At 63.8% G+C, this 15,952-nt stretch carries 15 protein-coding genes; 9 read left to right on the top strand and 6 right to left on the bottom strand.

Going from position 1 to position 15,952, the window contains the following annotated elements:
- Position 1 precedes the first annotated feature (1 nt).
- Positions 2-187, bottom strand: a complete 186-nt coding sequence (locus tag JQ635_RS01720) for a hypothetical protein (protein WP_211408144.1) — start codon at positions 185-187, stop codon at positions 2-4.
- Positions 188-333: 146 nt separating this feature from the next.
- Here JQ635_RS01720 and JQ635_RS01715 point away from each other — a divergent pair, with 146 nt between their 5' ends.
- Both JQ635_RS01715 and JQ635_RS01710 read left to right on the top strand, forming a co-directional pair.
- On the top strand, positions 334-783 hold the full coding sequence (locus JQ635_RS01715) for a hypothetical protein (protein WP_211408143.1): 450 nt from the start codon (positions 334-336) through the stop codon (positions 781-783).
- Positions 771-956 (top strand): hypothetical protein, encoded by a 186-nt coding sequence (locus tag JQ635_RS01710; protein ID WP_211408142.1) that lies wholly within the window; start codon positions 771-773, stop codon positions 954-956. Before JQ635_RS01715 ends, JQ635_RS01710 begins: the two co-directional genes overlap by 13 nt.
- 79 nt (positions 957-1,035) lie before the next feature.
- On the opposite strand, the gene JQ635_RS01705 is transcribed toward JQ635_RS01710, so the two are convergent.
- Entirely contained in the window at positions 1,036-1,818 is a 783-nt protein-coding gene (locus tag JQ635_RS01705) for an outer membrane protein (protein ID WP_211406273.1), read from the bottom strand.
- Positions 1,819-2,226: 408 nt separating this feature from the next.
- Positions 2,227-4,272 carry a DNA topoisomerase IV subunit B gene (gene parE / locus JQ635_RS01700; RefSeq protein ID WP_211408141.1) on the bottom strand — a complete coding sequence of 682 codons (2,046 nt, stop codon included), beginning with the start codon at positions 4,270-4,272 and terminating at the stop codon, positions 2,227-2,229.
- Positions 4,273-4,545: 273 nt separating this feature from the next.
- Here parE and JQ635_RS01695 point away from each other — a divergent pair, with 273 nt between their 5' ends.
- The 4 genes from JQ635_RS01695 to argC all read left to right on the top strand — a co-directional run bounded on the left by JQ635_RS01695 (position 4,546) and on the right by argC (position 9,783).
- The gene (locus JQ635_RS01695; protein ID WP_211408140.1) at positions 4,546-5,076 is read left to right on the top strand and encodes a DedA family protein; all 531 of its coding nucleotides are present in this window, start codon (positions 4,546-4,548) and stop codon (positions 5,074-5,076) included.
- Positions 5,077-5,214: 138 nt separating this feature from the next.
- On the top strand, positions 5,215-7,875 hold the full coding sequence (locus tag JQ635_RS01690; RefSeq protein ID WP_211408139.1) for a DUF3857 domain-containing protein: 2,661 nt from the start codon (positions 5,215-5,217) through the stop codon (positions 7,873-7,875).
- A gap of 259 nt (positions 7,876-8,134) precedes the next feature.
- Positions 8,135-8,803, top strand: a complete 669-nt coding sequence (locus tag JQ635_RS01685; RefSeq protein ID WP_211408138.1) for an FMN-binding negative transcriptional regulator — start codon at positions 8,135-8,137, stop codon at positions 8,801-8,803.
- Positions 8,800-9,783: an N-acetyl-gamma-glutamyl-phosphate reductase gene (gene argC / locus JQ635_RS01680; protein WP_211408137.1), complete on the top strand. Its 984-nt coding sequence runs from the start codon at positions 8,800-8,802 to the stop codon at positions 9,781-9,783. Before JQ635_RS01685 ends, argC begins: the two co-directional genes overlap by 4 nt.
- A 61-nt stretch (positions 9,784-9,844) precedes the next feature.
- Here argC and JQ635_RS01675 read toward each other — a convergent pair whose 3' ends face one another.
- From JQ635_RS01675 to JQ635_RS01665, 3 genes are all read right to left on the bottom strand, one after another.
- Positions 9,845-10,195: a hypothetical protein gene (locus tag JQ635_RS01675; RefSeq protein WP_211408136.1), complete on the bottom strand. Its 351-nt coding sequence runs from the start codon at positions 10,193-10,195 to the stop codon at positions 9,845-9,847.
- Between the two features lie 79 nt (positions 10,196-10,274).
- Complete coding sequence (locus JQ635_RS01670; RefSeq protein WP_211408135.1) at positions 10,275-10,673, bottom strand: MAPEG family protein; 399 nt, start codon at positions 10,671-10,673, stop codon at positions 10,275-10,277.
- A 116-nt stretch (positions 10,674-10,789) separates the two neighbouring features.
- A complete protein-coding gene (locus JQ635_RS01665; RefSeq protein WP_211408134.1) occupies positions 10,790-12,607 on the bottom strand; it encodes a PHA/PHB synthase family protein in 1,818 nt (605 codons plus the stop codon).
- A 256-nt stretch (positions 12,608-12,863) separates the two neighbouring features.
- Here JQ635_RS01665 and JQ635_RS01660 point away from each other — a divergent pair, with 256 nt between their 5' ends.
- The 3 genes from JQ635_RS01660 to JQ635_RS01650 all read left to right on the top strand — a co-directional run bounded on the left by JQ635_RS01660 (position 12,864) and on the right by JQ635_RS01650 (position 15,920).
- The gene (locus tag JQ635_RS01660; RefSeq protein WP_211408469.1) at positions 12,864-13,139 is read left to right on the top strand and encodes a hypothetical protein; all 276 of its coding nucleotides are present in this window, start codon (positions 12,864-12,866) and stop codon (positions 13,137-13,139) included.
- Positions 13,140-13,353: 214 nt separating this feature from the next.
- Complete coding sequence (locus JQ635_RS01655; RefSeq protein WP_063683711.1) at positions 13,354-14,574, top strand: LL-diaminopimelate aminotransferase; 1,221 nt, start codon at positions 13,354-13,356, stop codon at positions 14,572-14,574.
- Positions 14,575-14,603: 29 nt separating this feature from the next.
- Positions 14,604-15,920 (top strand): homoserine dehydrogenase, encoded by a 1,317-nt coding sequence (locus JQ635_RS01650; RefSeq protein ID WP_211408133.1) that lies wholly within the window; start codon positions 14,604-14,606, stop codon positions 15,918-15,920.
- Positions 15,921-15,952: the final 32 nt, after the last annotated feature.

Raw genomic sequence — 15,952 nt, 5'->3', positions numbered from 1 at the left:
TCTATTGGTTGCTCTGCCAGATCAGCACCAGCCCGAAGCTGGCCATGGCTGCGCCATAGCCGGCCCATTGCAGCTGGTTGACCATGAAGCTCGATCGCGGCCAGGGAACGGTGCCTGTGCCCTGTCCGATCCAGAGCAGCCCGACGGCAGTCGCAAACAGGCCTGCTACAAGCAGAAATCTGCGCATGCATTCCTCCCGTCGGTCTGGTTCTGTCGCGGTCCGCGGCATCAAGGATTGCCGCAATCACGAAAGCTTGGCGCCAGACTAACCGTAGCTTCGGTTCGGATACAATGGGCCGTGGCTGCAAGGCTGCAAGGCTGCGAGGAGGACGCATGTCCGTTCGCAAGATCATCCTGGGGGCTGCAGCCGCACTGGCGGTGGCCTATGCCGTCATTCCGCGTCACGCGGATCTGCGGGCGTTCGATCCGGCCGAGATGGCGCGGCTGGAGACTGCGATGTGGCGCGACTATTACGACAAGCGCTATGTCGCGCTGGTCCGTCATCTCTACACATTGGTGCGGACGCAGTTCGGCTTCTCGCCGCTTCAGAGCTTGCATGTCGCGTTCAACGCGGCCGAGGCGGCCAGGACGTTCCAGCCGACGCGGTCGCGTCGGGAGGCCGATGCGGCGTTGCCGGCCCTCATGGCCTACTTTGCGCCCGCCGCGCCTGTGGCATTCGACGTGGAGGCGGCCGCTCGTCTCGAACTGGACTGGTGGCAGGCCCGCCGCGAGGCGGCGGCGCCTGCGACTATGGCCTCACCATCGCACGCGTGGCTGCGCTGACTTATGGCAAGGCAGCCGATGATTCCGGCATCCGGCGGTTCGGCATCGCCCGGGCCGAAGCCATGGCCTTTCGCGATGCACGGGGTGAGGCGATCACGGATGCCGATTGGGTCGCGATCGAAGCCCGGCTCACCGGCGCGTATGGGGCACCGAAGGCGAGCGTCGCGCACTAATGCGCCTTGAAACGAAAAAGCCCCGGACGATGCCGGGGCTTTGACGTCTGAACTTGCGTTCGGATCAGTATTTGGTCGCTCAGTACTTCGCGACGACCGGACCGGTCCAGTTAAAGCGGTAGACCAGCGAGGTCGAGATCGTCTGGTTCCAGCTGTTGGCGCGGATGCTGTTGGCGAGCGGCACGTTGCCGACGTCGGACAGCTCGGTCTGGGTCTTGGCGTTGTAGAAGGCCGAACGATACTCGGTCTTCATGAACCAGCCGGGCGAGGTGATGCCGAAGATGTTCAGGCTGTTCTCGACGCCGCCGCCGATGAACCAGCCGTTGCGGTTGTAGCTGCCGAGGTGAGCACCGGCCGGCACGCCAGCCAGGGTCAGGAAGTTGGTCTGGCCGAAGTGAGCGCCGGAGTAACCGCCGTTGACGTAGGAGAGAACGTTCGGAGCGACCAGCCAGCCGAGGCGAACACCAGCGGCCCAGGAGTCTTCCAGCTTCTGGTTGCCGGTCCAGCCATTGATCGGATCCTGAACCGTGGCGCGGATGCTGCCGAACTGACCGTCAGCGAACACGCCGGCGACCCAGGTGCCGCTGAACTGCCAGTCGTAGCCGAGGCCGACGGTGCCGAACCAGCCCGAGCCACCCTGACGCTGGGTAATGGTCAGCGGAACCGCGCCGACCGTGGTCTGGACGGACTGGTCGGCGTTCGAGAGGCCGCCGCCGCCGCCACCGAAGATGTAGAAGCCAGTCCAGTTAGCGACGGGAGCCGCAACCGGGGCCTTCACGTAAGGACGAGCAGCGAGGTCAGCCGCCGAGGCCGAACCGGTCATCGCCGCAACCGCGGTCAGAGCCAGCAAAATCTTCTTCATGATAAAATCCCCAACCTTGGTAGCAGGCGCGAGCGCACTGAAGTCCGTGTCATCTGATGCCCGGACTATAGACGTTTCCCGCCGAAAAGCTGTTGCGTGGCAGGCACAGTCGCCGGAAAACGCCGGTCGGCAGGGTTTTGAGGTGATGATGCCGGATATCGAAAAATCTACGTAATATCAGTGCGTTATGCGGATGTCCGAGCTGCGGGTCCGGGTAAGTTTTCGTTAGCAAATTCGGCTTTGTCCGAAACGCAGGCAATCCTGCCTCAGACTTGGCGCCGCTGAGTCGCTGGCCGAGTCGCGCTTCTGAAGGAATCGCCGGGACGGACGGGGTTATCGTCCCCACACATGAAAAAAGCCCCCGGACCCTGATGGAGCCGGGGGCTTTTTTGACGGGAGGGCGTGACGTCAGACGTCAAGCAGCTCCTCGCTGGCAAATTCGGCCTTGTCCGAGATGAAGGCGAAGCGCGCTTCGGCCTTGGTGCCCATCAGCCGTTCCACCGAATCCGCCGTCGTGTCGCGGTCGTCGGCGAGCAAGACCACCTTGAGCAGCGTCCGCTTGCTCGGATCCATGGTGGTTTCCTTGAGCTGCGCCGGCATCATCTCGCCGAGGCCTTTGAAGCGGTTCACCTCGACCTTGGCGTTGGCGTTGAACGCGCTCTTGAGCAACGCCTCCTTGTGCGCGTCGTCGCGGGCGTAGACCGATTTCGAGCCGTGAGTGAGCTTGTAGAGCGGCGGCACCGCGAGGAAGAGGTGGCCCTCGTCGATCAGCCGCGGCATCTGCCGGTAGAAGAAGGTGATCAGCAGCGAAGCAATGTGAGCGCCGTCGACGTCGGCGTCGGTCATGATGATGATGCGCTGATAGCGCAGATCCTCTTCGCGGTACTGCGCGAGCTGACCGCAGCCGATCGCCTGCACGAGGTCGGAGAGCTGCGCGTTCGCGGTCAGCTTGTCCTTGCCGGCGGAGGCGACGTTGAGGATCTTGCCGCGCAGCGGCAGAACCGCTTGCGTCTTGCGGTCGCGCGCCTGCTTGGCGCTGCCACCTGCCGAGTCGCCTTCGACGATGAAGAGCTCGGAGCCTTCGGTGCCGGCATCGGTGCAGTCGGCGAGCTTGCCGGGCAGGCGCAGCTTCTTGCCGGCGGTCTTGCGCGCCGTTTCTTTTTCCTGGCGGCGCCGCAGCCGCTCCTCGGCGCGGTCGATGACGAAGTCGAGCAGGCGGTTCGCCATGTTCGGATTGCCCGACAGCCAATGGTCGAACGGATCCTTCATCGCCTGCTCGACGATGCGCTGCGCTTCGGCGGTGGCGAGGCGATCCTTGGTCTGCCCCTGGAATTCGGGCTCGCGCACGAACACCGAGAGCATCACGGCCGCGCCCACCATCACGTCTTCCGAGGTGATGGACGAGGCGCGCTTGCCCTGGCCGACGCGCTCGGCGTGATCCTTCAGGCCGCGCAAAAGCGCGCTGCGCAGGCCGGATTCGTGCGTGCCACCGTCGGGCGTCGGCACGGTGTTGGTGTAGGAGGACAGGAAGCCGTCGGCATCTGCGGTCCAGGCTACGGCCCATTCGCAGGCGCCATGCGCGCCGTTGCGGCCCGACTTGCCCGAGAAGATGTCCGGATGCACCAGCGTGTCGGCGTGGATCGCCGCGGCGAGATAATCCTTGAGGCCACCAGGGAAGTGGAACGTCGCTTCCGGCGGCACGTCCTCGACGCCCTTGAGCAGCTCGGGCGCGCAGTTCCAGCGGATCTCGACGCCGCCGAACAGATACGCCTTCGAGCGCGTCATCTTGAACAGGCGCTGCGGCTTGAACGCGGCCTTGGCGCCGAAGATGTCGGTATCAGGCTTGAAGCGCACGCGGGTGCCGCGGCGGTTGTTGATCTTGCCGAGGTCCTCGAGCTTGCCCTTGGGATGGCCGCGCTCAAAGCTCATGCGATAGAGCTTCTGGCTGCGTGCGACCTCGACTTCGAGGCGCGAGGAGAGGGCGTTGACGACGGAGATGCCGACGCCGTGCAGACCGCCCGAGGTCTCATAGACCTTGCTGTCGAACTTGCCGCCCGAATGCAGCGTGCACATGATGACTTCGAGGGCCGACTTCTTCGGGAATTTCGGGTGCGGATCGATCGGGATGCCGCGGCCGTTGTCGGTGACGGTCAGGAACCCGTCGGCGCTCAGCTCGACGCCGATGAAGGTCGCGTGTCCCGCCAGCGCCTCGTCCATCGAATTGTCGATGACTTCGGCGAACAGGTGATGCAGCGCCTTCTCGTCGGTTCCGCCGATATACATGCCGGGCCGGCGCCGCACCGGTTCGAGGCCTTCGAGCACCTCGATGTCGGCTGCGGTGTAGTCGGCTTCCCCGCCGCTTCCGCGCGGCGCAGCCTTGGCGGCGGCGCGGGGCTTGGGCTCATCACCGCCGAAAAAATCGTCTTTTGCTTTTGGCTTCAACTGCTTGGACATATATCTTGATGTGCTTAGGGGGCCGCTTGGGCGGCGAATCGGTTAAGCGGACTATGCCACTTCTGGCTTGGAAAGGTTACCGCTGGGCCGGCCAAGCCGCGTGGTTGGGAGCCAATCCCGGCGATTTTACGCCGCATTGCCATTAGTTCCCGGCAATTTGACGTCTCGGACCGGTTTAGATCGGCTTTTGTGACTTGATGTCACACAAGTCCTTGGCTTACCAGTCGTTTTCATCGAGCAGCACCTTGAGCGAGCGGGAAGGCTTATTCTGGAATGGAGCAGTTTGCGCACGCCCTGGCCGATTTCGTGCGCGCTCACCAGGCCTGGGCAGCTCCGATCGTCTTCCTTCTGGCTTTCGGGGAGTCGCTCGCCTTCATCTCGCTGTTGGTCCCGGCCTGGGGCGCGCTGGTGGCGATCGGTGCGCTGATCGGGGTGAGCGGCATCAACTTCTATCCGGTCTGGATCGCCGGCGGCCTCGGAGCGGCACTGGGCGACTGGGTCTCCTACTGGTTCGGCTATCGCTACAAGGAGCATGTCGCCGAGATGTGGCCGCTCTCGCGCTATCCGGAACTCCTGCCCCGGGGCGAGGCCTTCGTGCGCAACTGGGGCATACCCAGCATCTTCATCGGCCGCTTCTTCGGCCCCTTGCGGGCCTCGGTGCCGCTCGCAGCCGGCATCTTCGAGATGCCCTATTGGAGCTTCCAGATCGCCAATTTCGTCTCGGCCCTGATCTGGTCGGCCGCACTGCTGCTGTTCGGCGACGTGATCGCCAAGATCATGGAATGGATCTGGCGGGTGATCTGAGCGCGTTCGGGATCGGGCACATGTCCTGGTCGGATCGCGCCGCGGAAAGACATTTAAAAGTCGTTCTTTCCGGGAGTGCGGCTGGTAAGTTTCGCCTGCTAGTTGAGCTGCGGAATTGGTCGGCTGAGCGCTCAACAGATGATCGTACGAACTTGTTCAACCTTCCTGGCGGCGTTGCTGCTGCTGTTGCCATGCACGAAATCGTTTACCGCGGAATCATCCGGCCTGGATACGAAGTCCGGCTGGATCGACCCGGGTTGGCGGCGAACGGTCGCCCGTCATACCATTACGTTCGGCGAGACCGGTCTGAGCAACGAGGTCTTCGAGTTCGAAATCAAGGCGCTCGACGAGAAGGGCGCCGAGGCGATCGCGCAGCAGAGTTTTCAGTACAACAGCCATTTTGACGAATTGTCGTCAACTGAGCTTGCCACCCTCAAGGCCGATGGCAGCGTGGTCGTGGTCGACGAGCGTGCCATTCGCGATCAACCGGCCTCGACCGATTCCTCTTCGCCCTATTTCGACGAGGTCCGCAACAGGATCATCGCCTTTCCACACGTTGCTCCCGGCGACAGCATCCGCGGTCGTCTGGTTTACAAGGCAAAGCAGGCGAGATTTCCAGGTGAGTTCGCGCGCGTCTGGAGCGAGCCGGCAAGCCAACCGCCCGAATTGCTCGAGGTGATCGTGGACGGACCGGCATCCAGACCGCTGCGGATCGCACTGCGCAATGTCGAGCACTGGGAAGAGAGGAGCAACGATCGCATCGTCCATCGCGTGCGCTTCCGGCAAGACACGCCGCGACCCGGCCAGATCGACGATGAGACTCTCTCATACGCCGCGCGTTTCGAGGCGAGCACGTTTGCTGATTATACTGCTTTCGCGGCGACGCTGAACGCCCGCAACGCGCCCATGGCGCGACCGGACGAGAAGATCGCACGACTTTCGCGGGAGATCGTCGGCGAGGCGACCGGCTCGCGGGCGAAGATCGAGCGCATCTACAATTGGGTGGCGCGCAACATCCGCTATGTCGGAATTGGACTCGAGGATGGCGGCTGGACCTCGCAGCCTGCCTCGGCGGTGCTTGCGTCGCGTTACGGCGATTGCAAGGCGCATGCGACGCTGTTCAAGGCGCTGCTTGCTGCCCAAGGCATCGAAGCCAATCTGGTCGCGGTGAACTCGCAGGCAAGGTACACGCTCACCGAAATTGCCACGCCGAATTTCGACCACGCCATCGCCTATGTCCCGGAGATCGACCAATATCTCGATCCGACCGCTTCACTCTTCGCCTTCGGCTCCCTGCCGTCGGAACTCGCGGGCAAACCGGTCCTCAACATCGACAAGGGCACCTTGGGCCGCATTCCCATGGCCGATCCGACGCGTTTTCGGCTGGCAGCGGAGACAGACTATGTGCTTGGCAAGGACGGCAAGCGCGAGGTCCGCTCGGTCCTGTCCGGCGCAGGCGTCGGCGCCCAGCTGGGACGTGCGCTCGCGCAGGGACTGGATGATTCAGATCGACGTGCGACCGCCAGGAAACTGATCGAGCAGGCGGGCCTGACCGGAACCGGTGACTACACCTATCCAAATCCGCGCGAATTGACGGATGAATATGCCATCACGTCAACGTTTCAGATCAGCAAGACCATCGGTCTCGATCGGCCCGCGCATGTCAGGATGTTGCCTTTGACCGATCCGAGGCGATCGCTTCTGCGGTTGACCGCACGCCAGACCGACGGGAGGCCCTTTGTCTGCCGGCCGCTGGAATACCGCGAGGTTGCTTCCCTCACGGTGCCCGAGAACACCTTCTTCTACGAGAAACCGGCGCCAGTCGCCTATTCGGCGACGTTCGAAGGCAGGACGGGCTACGGGATGGTCCACGGCCGGATCGATGTGAGCAGCACCATTGTCCTCGACGGCCGGACCATTCGCTCCAACGCAGTTTTTCGCCTGACGCTCGATGCACCCGTCTGCCCGGCAGAGTTTGGTTCGGCAATCGAGAAGGGGGTCGATAAGCTCGACGAATTCCGGTACGGGCCGATCGGTCTCACTCCGAAGGGGGCATCCTCGGTCGTTGAAGTCAGCGCCGACTACACCGAGGGGGCGAACGCATATGTCGCTCACGATTTCGAACGCGCGATGGAGCGGTTGAAACCGCTCGCCGAGATCGGCAACGCCCGCGCCCAGGCCCATCTGGGGGCGATGTATCGGGACGGAAGCGGGACCAAGCGCGACGCCGGAGAGGCGGTCAAATGGTTTCGCCTGGCCGCCGAGCAAGGCGATCCCTACAGCCAGGAGCAGCTTGCTTACCTCCAGGAAACGGGTCCGGGGCAGGTTCGCGACGAGAAGCAGGCGGCCGATTGGTACGCCAAGGCGGCGGAGCAGGGGAAGGCCTATAGCCAGGCGCGCCTTGCCGCGATGTACCGGGACGGTCGTGGTGTTTCACAGGACTTTGCCGTGGCTTTCGATCTGTTTTCGCGGGCAGCGGAGCAGGGCTCCACATATGCGCAGATGAGCCTCGGCCTGTTGCACATCAAAGGCCAGGGCGTGCCGCAGGATCTCGCCAAGGGCGTATCCCTGCTGCGCATGGCCGCCGAACAGAACGACAGCTGGGCTCAATACAATCTGGGCTGGGCCTACGAGAGTGGCACCGGTGTGCCGAAGGATGCACAGCAGGCGATCAAGTGGTACACCAAGGCGTCCGATCGCGGAAACGAGCAAGCTGGCGCCCATCTTTACGAGCTGACCCGCGGCGGCGGTTCCTTCTGGGGCTCGCTCTTCAGCCGTCTTGGCCTTGCCCGATGGTAGGGGCGGCAGCGAGCTTGCCGTCCGCTCCGATGGTTCCAGAACCTTGACGTCCGGCCGATATGGCCTTATAGCCGCGCGCCATGATCAACGCCGCGACCATCCTGTTCGCCCGTCGCCGCCGCCGCAGCTTAGCGGTTTGGGCGGTCGATCGCGTTTGAGATCATCGTCTTTGCCGCTGGACCCGATCCGCGGCATCCTCTCTCCTGTCAGCGCGATCTGATCCGGCGGCTCCCACAAGGAGGCCCAGCAGGAGACCACGATGTACACGCCACCCCATTTCAAGCAGGACCGCGCCGCGAGCCTGAAATTTGCCGAAGAGCGCGGCTTCGGCACCATGTGCGCCTTCGACGGGCACAAGCCAGTCGCGTCGCCGCTGCCATTTTACGTGACCTATGCGGCTGACGGCACGCCGCAGGCCGCCTTTCATCTCGCCCGTCACAATCCGCTGCTAAAGCTTGCCGACGGGACGACGTCCTGGCTGCTCGCGGTCAACGGCCCCGATGCCTATGTATCGCCGGACTGGTACGTCTCGCCGGATCAGGTCCCGACCTGGCTTTACCAGTCGGTGCACCTGAGCGGGCCAGTACGACCGTTGTCGGACGAGGAGCTCTCGGTGCAGGTCGACACGCTCAGCGACAAGTTCGAGAACTGGCTGCTGCCGAAGAAGCCCTGGACCTCGGGCAAGATGACGGCGGGCCGGCTGGAAGCGATGAAGAAGGGGATCGTGGGCCTGGTCATGACGGTTGAAGAGGTCGAAGGGAGCTTCAAGCTCAACCAGCACAAATCCGACGCAGACTATACGGCTATCGCCAATGCGCTCGGCGCACAGCCCGCTGCCGACGCCAGGAAAATCGCGCAACTGATGCAAGATGTGAGGCCGGAAGCTTTCGCGGCCGAAACCAACAAGCTCGAAAGGAGCGTTCCATGAGCCTCGCTGAGACCACGAAAACCCCGACCACCGGCGCTGCGAAGAAGCCCGCCACCGTCTTCGTCGACGGCGGCTCCGGCACCACCGGGCTCGGCATCAATGAGCGGCTGAAGCTCCAGAACGATGTGATCGTGAAGACCATCGCCGACGACAAGCGCAAGGATCCCGCGGCCAAGAAGGCGCTGATGGAGGAGGTGGATCTCGTCATCCTCTGCCTGCCCGACGATGCCGCGAAGGAAACGGTTGCGCTGGTCGACAGCATGGGCTCTTCGGGACCGAAGGTGCTGGACGCTTCGACGGCCTATCGGGTTGCGCCCGACTGGGCCTATGGTTTTCCGGAGCTGACAGCGGACCAGGCCGGCAAGATCAAGGCCGCCAGGAAGGTCTCCAATCCCGGCTGCTATCCGACCGGCGGCATCGCGCTGCTGCGGCCGATCGTCGACGCCGGCCTGCTGCCTCCCGATTATCCCGTCACCATCAACGCGGTGAGCGGCTATTCCGGCGGCGGCAAGTCGATGATCGCGAGCTTCGAGGACGGCAGCGCGCCGGCCTTCGAGCTCTACGGCCTCGGCTTCGAGCACAAGCATTTGCCGGAGATGCAGCTTTATTCGAACCTGACGCGGCGGCCGATCTTCATTCCCTCGGTCGGCAACTACCGGCAGGGCATGCTGGTCTCGGTACCGCTCCAGCTCGACACACTCCCGGGCAAGCCTTGCGGTGCCGACCTTCAGGCCGCGCTGGCCAAGCGGTATGCCGGTTCAAAATACGTCAAGGTGATGCCGCTTCAGAACGAGGCGACCAAGGGCGGCCGGCTCGAGCCGGAGGCGCTCAACGAGACCAACATGCTCGAGCTCTACGTCTTCGCCAGCGACAAATATCACCAGGCGGTCTTGGTCGCGCGGCTAGACAATCTCGGCAAGGGGGCCTCGGGCGCAGCCGTGCAGAACATGCGGCTGATGCTGGGCTTGCCGGAGGAGTAGGGCACGCTCTCGTGCCCCTGGACGGTTGCGCAGCGCCGCTTCGGCGGTGCGCTGCCGTCCCTCACTGGAGAACGACGTCGGCCGGGAATGGCCGGACAGGCCGGCCGGCACACACATTGTTGCGGGCGGTCACGCTATCGAGTTGGTATTTCTCGAGGTCGCCCAGCAAGCGATTGGAAATATCGCACACGTCCTGATGGTCGCGCGCGTAGTCGACCGCGGCGCTCCAGGCGAGGGACGCGCGGATGTATGCGTCACAGCGGTCCGGCATCAATCCACGGTTCATCGGCCTTGAGACCTCGATCGCCTTGCTGCGCAGGCGGATCAGTTCGGGGCATTGCGCCTGAGCGCTGGCCTCGCTGCAAGCTCCGGCGAGCGCGATCATCGCGACGAACGGCAAAAGGACCCGCATACGGTTTCCTCGCTTCGGTTGCCTCAGCCCCCGCCACGGTATCGTAGATTGCAGGCGCCTGCAGCTCTTTTTCGGATGCTCAAACCACCCTGAAGATCGCCAGCGCCAGCACGGCCTGCGCGAGGAAGCCGACGGTGAAGGCCAGGGTGCGGAACACCGGGATGCCGAGCGCGTACACGATCAGGTGCGCGACGCGGGCCCAGAAATAGACGGCGCAGGCGAGCACCGTCCACTTCGAGGAATAGTCGATCGCGTTCAGGATCAGGACCAGCGGCGCGAAGATCACGAGGTTCTCGACCGCGTTGTCATGCGCGAACATCAGCCGGTTCGCCCATTCGGCTTGCGGCTTGTCGTTGCGCGAGGGATTGGCCATCGCGCCGGTGAGCCCGCGTACCTGACAACGGTTGATGGTGTAGGGGACCCAGAGGATCCCGGTCAGGATCACCGTCAATGTCAGCCAGAACAATTCGCGCGTCATAGTCCGGTCCCCTCTGTCGTCGCTGCGTTGAGAGCGAGTCTATACAAGAGCGCGGCAGAGTCCGCTATGCGCATGATCTTTTCGGAAAACCGCTACGCACTTTTCCGGATCATGCGTTACGCGCGAACCCTGACATAGCTGCCGGGCGCGTCCTCGATCGGGGGCAGCGCCTCGCTGCCGACGCTGCGCGCCGGGACCTCCTCGGGATCGAGGCTGCCCAGCCATTCGCGCCAGTCCGGCCACCACGAGCCCTTGTGCTCGACCGCGCCCTTCATCCAGTCGGCGACGCTGACGTCCTTGATGTTGTCGTTGGTCCAGTACTGGTACTTGTTCGAGGCGGGCGGATTGACGACACCGGCGATGTGGCCCGAGCCGGACAGCACATACTTCACCGGGCCGCCGAAGAACTGCGAGCCGTACAGCACCGACTCGGCCGGGGCGATATGGTCCTCGCGGGTGGCGAGGTTGTAGACGGGCACCTTGACCTTGGAGAGATCGAGCAGGGTGTTGTCGAGCACCATCGTGCCGGTCGAGAGCCGGTTCTCCAGGTAGCAATTGCGCAGATAATAGGAATGGTTCGCCTGCGTCATCCGCGTCGCATCGGAATTCCAGTGCAACAGGTCGAACGCGCTCGGCTGCTGGCCCTTCAGGTAGTTGCTGACGACATAGGACCAGATCAGGTCGTTGGAGCGCAGCATGTTGAAGGCCATCGCCATCTTCGAGCCTTCGAGCACGCCGGCTGCCTTCATGTCCTGCTCGAGCGCTGCGATCTGCTCCTCGTCGACGAACACGAGGAGATCGCCCGCATGGGTGAAGTCGACCTGCGCCGCGAAGAACGTCGCCGAGCTCACGCGCTGGCGGCGCTTCTCGGCAAGCCAGGCCAGCGTGGTCGCGAGCATGGTGCCGCCGACGCAATAGCCGGCGGTGTGGACCTTCATCTCGCCGGTGACCTTCTCGATCACCTCCATCGCCGTGAGCGGGCCTTCCTTCATGTAGTCTTCCCAGCTCTTGGTGCCGAGCCGCTTGTCGGGATTGACCCATGAGATCACGAACACGGTGATGCCCTGGTCGACGCACCACTTGATGTAGGATTTCTCCGGCTTGAGATCGAGGATGTAGAACTTGTTGATCCAGGGCGGCACGATCAGGAGCGGGGTGCGCAGCACCTTCTCCGTGGTCGGCGAATACTGGATCAGCTGCATCATCTCGTTCTGGTAGATCACCTTGCCTGGCGTCGTCGCCATGTTGACGCCGACGACGAGGTTGTCCGGGTTGGACTGGCGGATCTTCAGCATGCCCTTGCCGGCCGCGATGTCCTCGGCCAGCATCTTCAGGCCGCGCGCCAGGTTGCCGCCGCTGCTCGCCATCGTCTCGCGCAGCACTTCCGGATTGGTCAGCACGAAGTTCGACGGCGAGATCGCATTGGTGACCTGCTGCACGTAGAACTCGGCCTTGCGGCGGGTGTGTGTGTCGAGTCCGTCGGCGTCGCGCACCAGCTCCTGCGCCCATTTGGTCGTGAGCAGATAGAGCTGCATCACGAAATCGAAGAACTGGTTCGATTTCCATTCCGGGTCGGCGAAGCGCTTGTCGCGCGGCGAGGGCGCGATCGCCGGCTCGGCGTCCTGGCCGGCCATGCGTCGCGCCGCCGAGCCCCAGAGGTCGAGATAATCCTTGGCGAGCTTGGTCTGCAAATCGGACGAACGGGATGAGTCCGACAGCCAATATTCGGCGACCGCGGTGAAGGTCTTGACCATCTCGGTGAGCTCGGGCGGCGGGCGGTCCTGCACCTCGCCGCTCTCGCGCGGCTTGAGGTAGGCGGCTAGCGCCTTGCCGCCGCTTTCCATCGCCCGCGCGACATTCATCGCGAAGGCTTCCGCATCGAACTTCGTCTCGGTTGTCCCGGTGCTGGGCTTGTCGGTCGTGGCGGTACTCATGGGCAGAACAGTAACGAGTCATTCCGTATTCGTCACCGCGAAGCTCGCAGGTTTGGCGTTAAACACGCTCGAAGATGTGCTGCACTGCGACAAGTTTCCTTGGTTCCGTCATAATCAGGCCGCACCGGCCGGCTTGGTAGGGAACGGGGTTGTATTCTCGGCTCGCACCATTTCGGGCAGCAATGGTTTGAGCTTGGGCGCGGTGTCGGGTAGGCTTACCCGGGGCCGTGCTTTGGGACGAGTAGGGGATTCCCAAGTGTTGGCGTTAAGGGACCTGCAAAAGACGCTGCCGATCCGCGGCGCGCTGCTGATGGCGGCGCTTGCCCTGGGCGGCTGCTCGAGTCAGCTCGCGGATCTCACGCCTGCGGATGCGCAGGCCCATCCAAAGGAGCCCGGCAGCTATTTGCCGGTGCACGACCTGCCGCCCGATCGCGATCAGGCGATCATCCCGCCGGACCAGCGCGCCAAGATCGAGTCCGAGCTTGCCGCGGCGCGCGATCGCCAGGCCGTTGCTGCCAAAGACGCCAAATGAGGCCGTGCAAGGTAATCGCTGGCGCCCCCGTCTTGCCGTGCTAAAAGACCTGAGTTCAGCCGAGAGTCAGGGCGAACGACTTCAGCCTCCGCCGTCGAAAATTGCTCTAAGTATTTGATTTTGAGCCATTTAACGGCCGGGCCGGGCGCTTTTGCGATCGGCGCTCGTGGCCAGTCGATTCTGTCCTGACCGGTTGCCCGGAGCCCAGAGAGCCATGGAAGAATTTTACCGCATCCGCCGCCTTCCGCCCTACGTGTTCGAGCAGGTCAACCGGGCCAAGGCGGCCGCGCGGAACGCCGGTGCCGACATCATCGACCTCGGCATGGGCAATCCGGACCTGCCGGCGCCGCCCCATGTGCTGGAGAAGCTCAAGGAGACGCTCGGCAAGCCGCGCACCGACCGCTATTCGGCCTCCCGTGGCATCCCCGGTCTGCGCAGGGCCCAGGCCGCCTATTATGCCCGCCGCTTCGGCGTGAAGCTCAATCCTGACACCCAGGTGGTGGCGACGCTCGGCTCCAAGGAGGGGTTTGCCAACGTGGCGCAGGCGATCACCGCGCCCGGCGACGTCATCCTCTGCCCGAACCCGAGCTACCCGATTCACGCCTTCGGCTTTTTGATGGCCGGCGGCGTGATCCGCTCGGTGCCCTCGGAGCCGACGCCGCAATTCTTCGAGGCGGTGGAGCGGGCGATCGTCCATTCGATCCCGAAGCCGCTGGCGCTGGTGGTTTGCTATCCCTCCAACCCGACCGCCTATGTCGCGAGCCTCGACTTCTACAAGGACCTCGTTGCGTTCGCGAAGAAGCACGAGATCCTGATCCTGTCCGATCTCGCCTATGCCGAGGTCTATTTCGACGAGAGCAATCCGCCGCCCTCGGTGCTCCAGGTGCCGGGCGCGATGGACGTCACCGTCGAGTTCACCTCGATGTCGAAGACCTATTCGATGGCCGGCTGGCGCATGGGCTTTGCGGTCGGCAATGAGCGCGTGATCGCAGCGCTTGCCCGCGTCAAATCCTATCTCGACTACGGCGCCTTCACGCCGGTGCAGGTCGCCGCGACCGCGGCGCTGAACGGCCCGGACGATTGCATCAAGGAGATGCGCGACACCTATCGCAAGCGCCGCGACGCGCTGGTGGAATCGTTCGGCCGCGCCGGCTGGGAGATTCCGCCGCCGGAGGCCTCGATGTTTGCCTGGGTGCCGCTGCCGGAAGCCTTCCGCAGCGTCGGCAGCATGCAGTTCGCGACCCTGATGGTGGAGAAATCCGGCGTCGCGGTGTCGCCCGGCGTCGGCTTCGGCGAGCATGGTGAAGGATATGTCCGCATCGCCATGGTGGAAAACGAGCAACGGATCAGGCAGGCCGCGCGCGGCGTGCGCCGCTTCCTTGAAAGCGGCATCGAAACGTTGCACAACGTCGTTCCGCTCGCCAACCGGCGCTAATTCTCTTCGACAGGTTTTCTGAAGGCATCATGGTCGCACCCCTGAAAGTGGGCATAGCGGGGCTCGGCACCGTGGGTGCCGAAGTTGTCCGTTTGATTGAAACGCAGGCGCGCGTGCTCACGGGGCGCAGCGGCCGCGGCATTCGTGTCGTTGCTGTGACTGCGCGTTCAAAAGCGAAGAAGCGCAGCATCGACCTGCGCGGTGTCGAATGGGTCAAGGATCCGCTTGCCCTGGCCACCCATCCCGAGGTCGACTGCTTCGTCGAGCTGATGGGCGGCGCCGGCGATCCCGCGCTCTCCGCGGTCGAAGCTGCGCTCAATGCCGGTAAGTCCGTCGTCACCGCCAACAAGGCGCTGCTCGCCAAGCACGGTATCAAGCTGGCGAAGGCCGCCGAAAAGCACGGCGGCGCGCTGAATTTCGAGGCAGCTGTCGGTGCCGCGATCCCCGTCATCAAAACGTTGCGCGAGGGTCTTGCCGGAACCGGTATCAACCGCGTCTACGGCATCCTCAACGGCACCTGCAATTACATCCTGACCCGGATGGAGCAGGAGGGCCTGTCCTTTGCCGAATGCCTGAAGGATGCACAGCGGCTCGGCTATGCCGAGGCCAATCCGTCGTTCGACGTCGACGGCCACGATACTGCGCAAAAACTCTCGATCCTCGCCAGCCTCGCTTTCGGCACGAAAGTTGCTCAAAGCGCGGTGTATGTCGAAGGCATCTCCTCCATCGCGCCGGAAGATCTGCGCGCCGCTGACGATCTCGGTTACCGGCTCAAGCTGCTTGGCGTTGCCGTTCGCACCGCCAAGGGCATCGAGCAGCGCGTGCATCCGACCATGGTTCCAAAATCCTCCTCGATCGCGCAGGTGATGGGTGTCACCAATGCGGTCACGATCGATGGCGAGGGCATTCCGCCGATCACGCTGGTCGGTCCGGGCGCCGGCGGTGCTGCGACGGCATCGGCCGTCGTCGCCGACATCGCCGACGTTGCGCGCGGCATCCGCGCCAATCCGTTCGGCCGGCCGATCGCGCAACTGCGCGACACCAACAAGGCGCCGATGGAGCGGCATGAAGGCGGCTATTACATCCGCCTGCTGGCGCGTGATTTCCCGGGTACCGCGGCTGCGATCGCGACCCGGCTTGCAGAACAGAAGATTTCGATCGAGTCGATCGTGCAGCGCCATCCCAATGGCGGCGCTGCGAGTGCCGACGGCAAGGCGGTCCCCGTGCCCGTCATCCTGATCACCTACGCGACGCATGAGGACGCGGTACGCCGCGCGCTCGCCGCCGTGCAGAAGGACAAGGTGATCAGCGGACGGCCGCAGGTGATCCGGATCGAGAAGAACTAGAGCATGCTCCGGAAAAGTGTGAAGCGGTTTTC

Origin of the sequence: Bradyrhizobium iriomotense, assembly GCF_018130765.1 — a bacterium.
GTDB lineage: Bacteria > Pseudomonadota > Alphaproteobacteria > Rhizobiales > Xanthobacteraceae > Bradyrhizobium > Bradyrhizobium iriomotense_A.
Note: the sequence above shows the minus strand (reverse complement) of the source record. Positions and strands in the feature narration are given on the sequence as shown.

Bases quoted from the DNA above. Each gene is read 5' to 3' on its own strand.
- JQ635_RS01720 (WP_211408144.1), bottom strand. From the start codon at position 187: ATGCGCAGATTTCTGCTTGTAGCAGGCCTGTTTGCGACTGCCGTCGGG.
- JQ635_RS01715 (WP_211408143.1), top strand. From the start codon at position 334: ATGTCCGTTCGCAAGATCATCCTGGGGGCTGCAGCCGCACTGGCGGTG.
- JQ635_RS01705 (WP_211406273.1), bottom strand. From the start codon at position 1,818: ATGAAGAAGATTTTGCTGGCTCTGACCGCGGTTGCGGCGATGACCGGT.
- parE (WP_211408141.1), bottom strand. From the start codon at position 4,272: ATGTCCAAGCAGTTGAAGCCAAAAGCAAAAGACGATTTTTTCGGCGGT.
- JQ635_RS01695 (WP_211408140.1), top strand. From the start codon at position 4,546: ATGGAGCAGTTTGCGCACGCCCTGGCCGATTTCGTGCGCGCTCACCAG.
- JQ635_RS01690 (WP_211408139.1), top strand. From the start codon at position 5,215: ATGATCGTACGAACTTGTTCAACCTTCCTGGCGGCGTTGCTGCTGCTG.
- JQ635_RS01685 (WP_211408138.1), top strand. From the start codon at position 8,135: ATGTACACGCCACCCCATTTCAAGCAGGACCGCGCCGCGAGCCTGAAA.
- argC (WP_211408137.1), top strand. From the start codon at position 8,800: ATGAGCCTCGCTGAGACCACGAAAACCCCGACCACCGGCGCTGCGAAG.
- JQ635_RS01675 (WP_211408136.1), bottom strand. From the start codon at position 10,195: ATGCGGGTCCTTTTGCCGTTCGTCGCGATGATCGCGCTCGCCGGAGCT.
- JQ635_RS01670 (WP_211408135.1), bottom strand. From the start codon at position 10,673: ATGACGCGCGAATTGTTCTGGCTGACATTGACGGTGATCCTGACCGGG.
- JQ635_RS01665 (WP_211408134.1), bottom strand. From the start codon at position 12,607: ATGAGTACCGCCACGACCGACAAGCCCAGCACCGGGACAACCGAGACG.
- JQ635_RS01655 (WP_063683711.1), top strand. From the start codon at position 13,354: ATGGAAGAATTTTACCGCATCCGCCGCCTTCCGCCCTACGTGTTCGAG.
- JQ635_RS01650 (WP_211408133.1), top strand. From the start codon at position 14,604: ATGGTCGCACCCCTGAAAGTGGGCATAGCGGGGCTCGGCACCGTGGGT.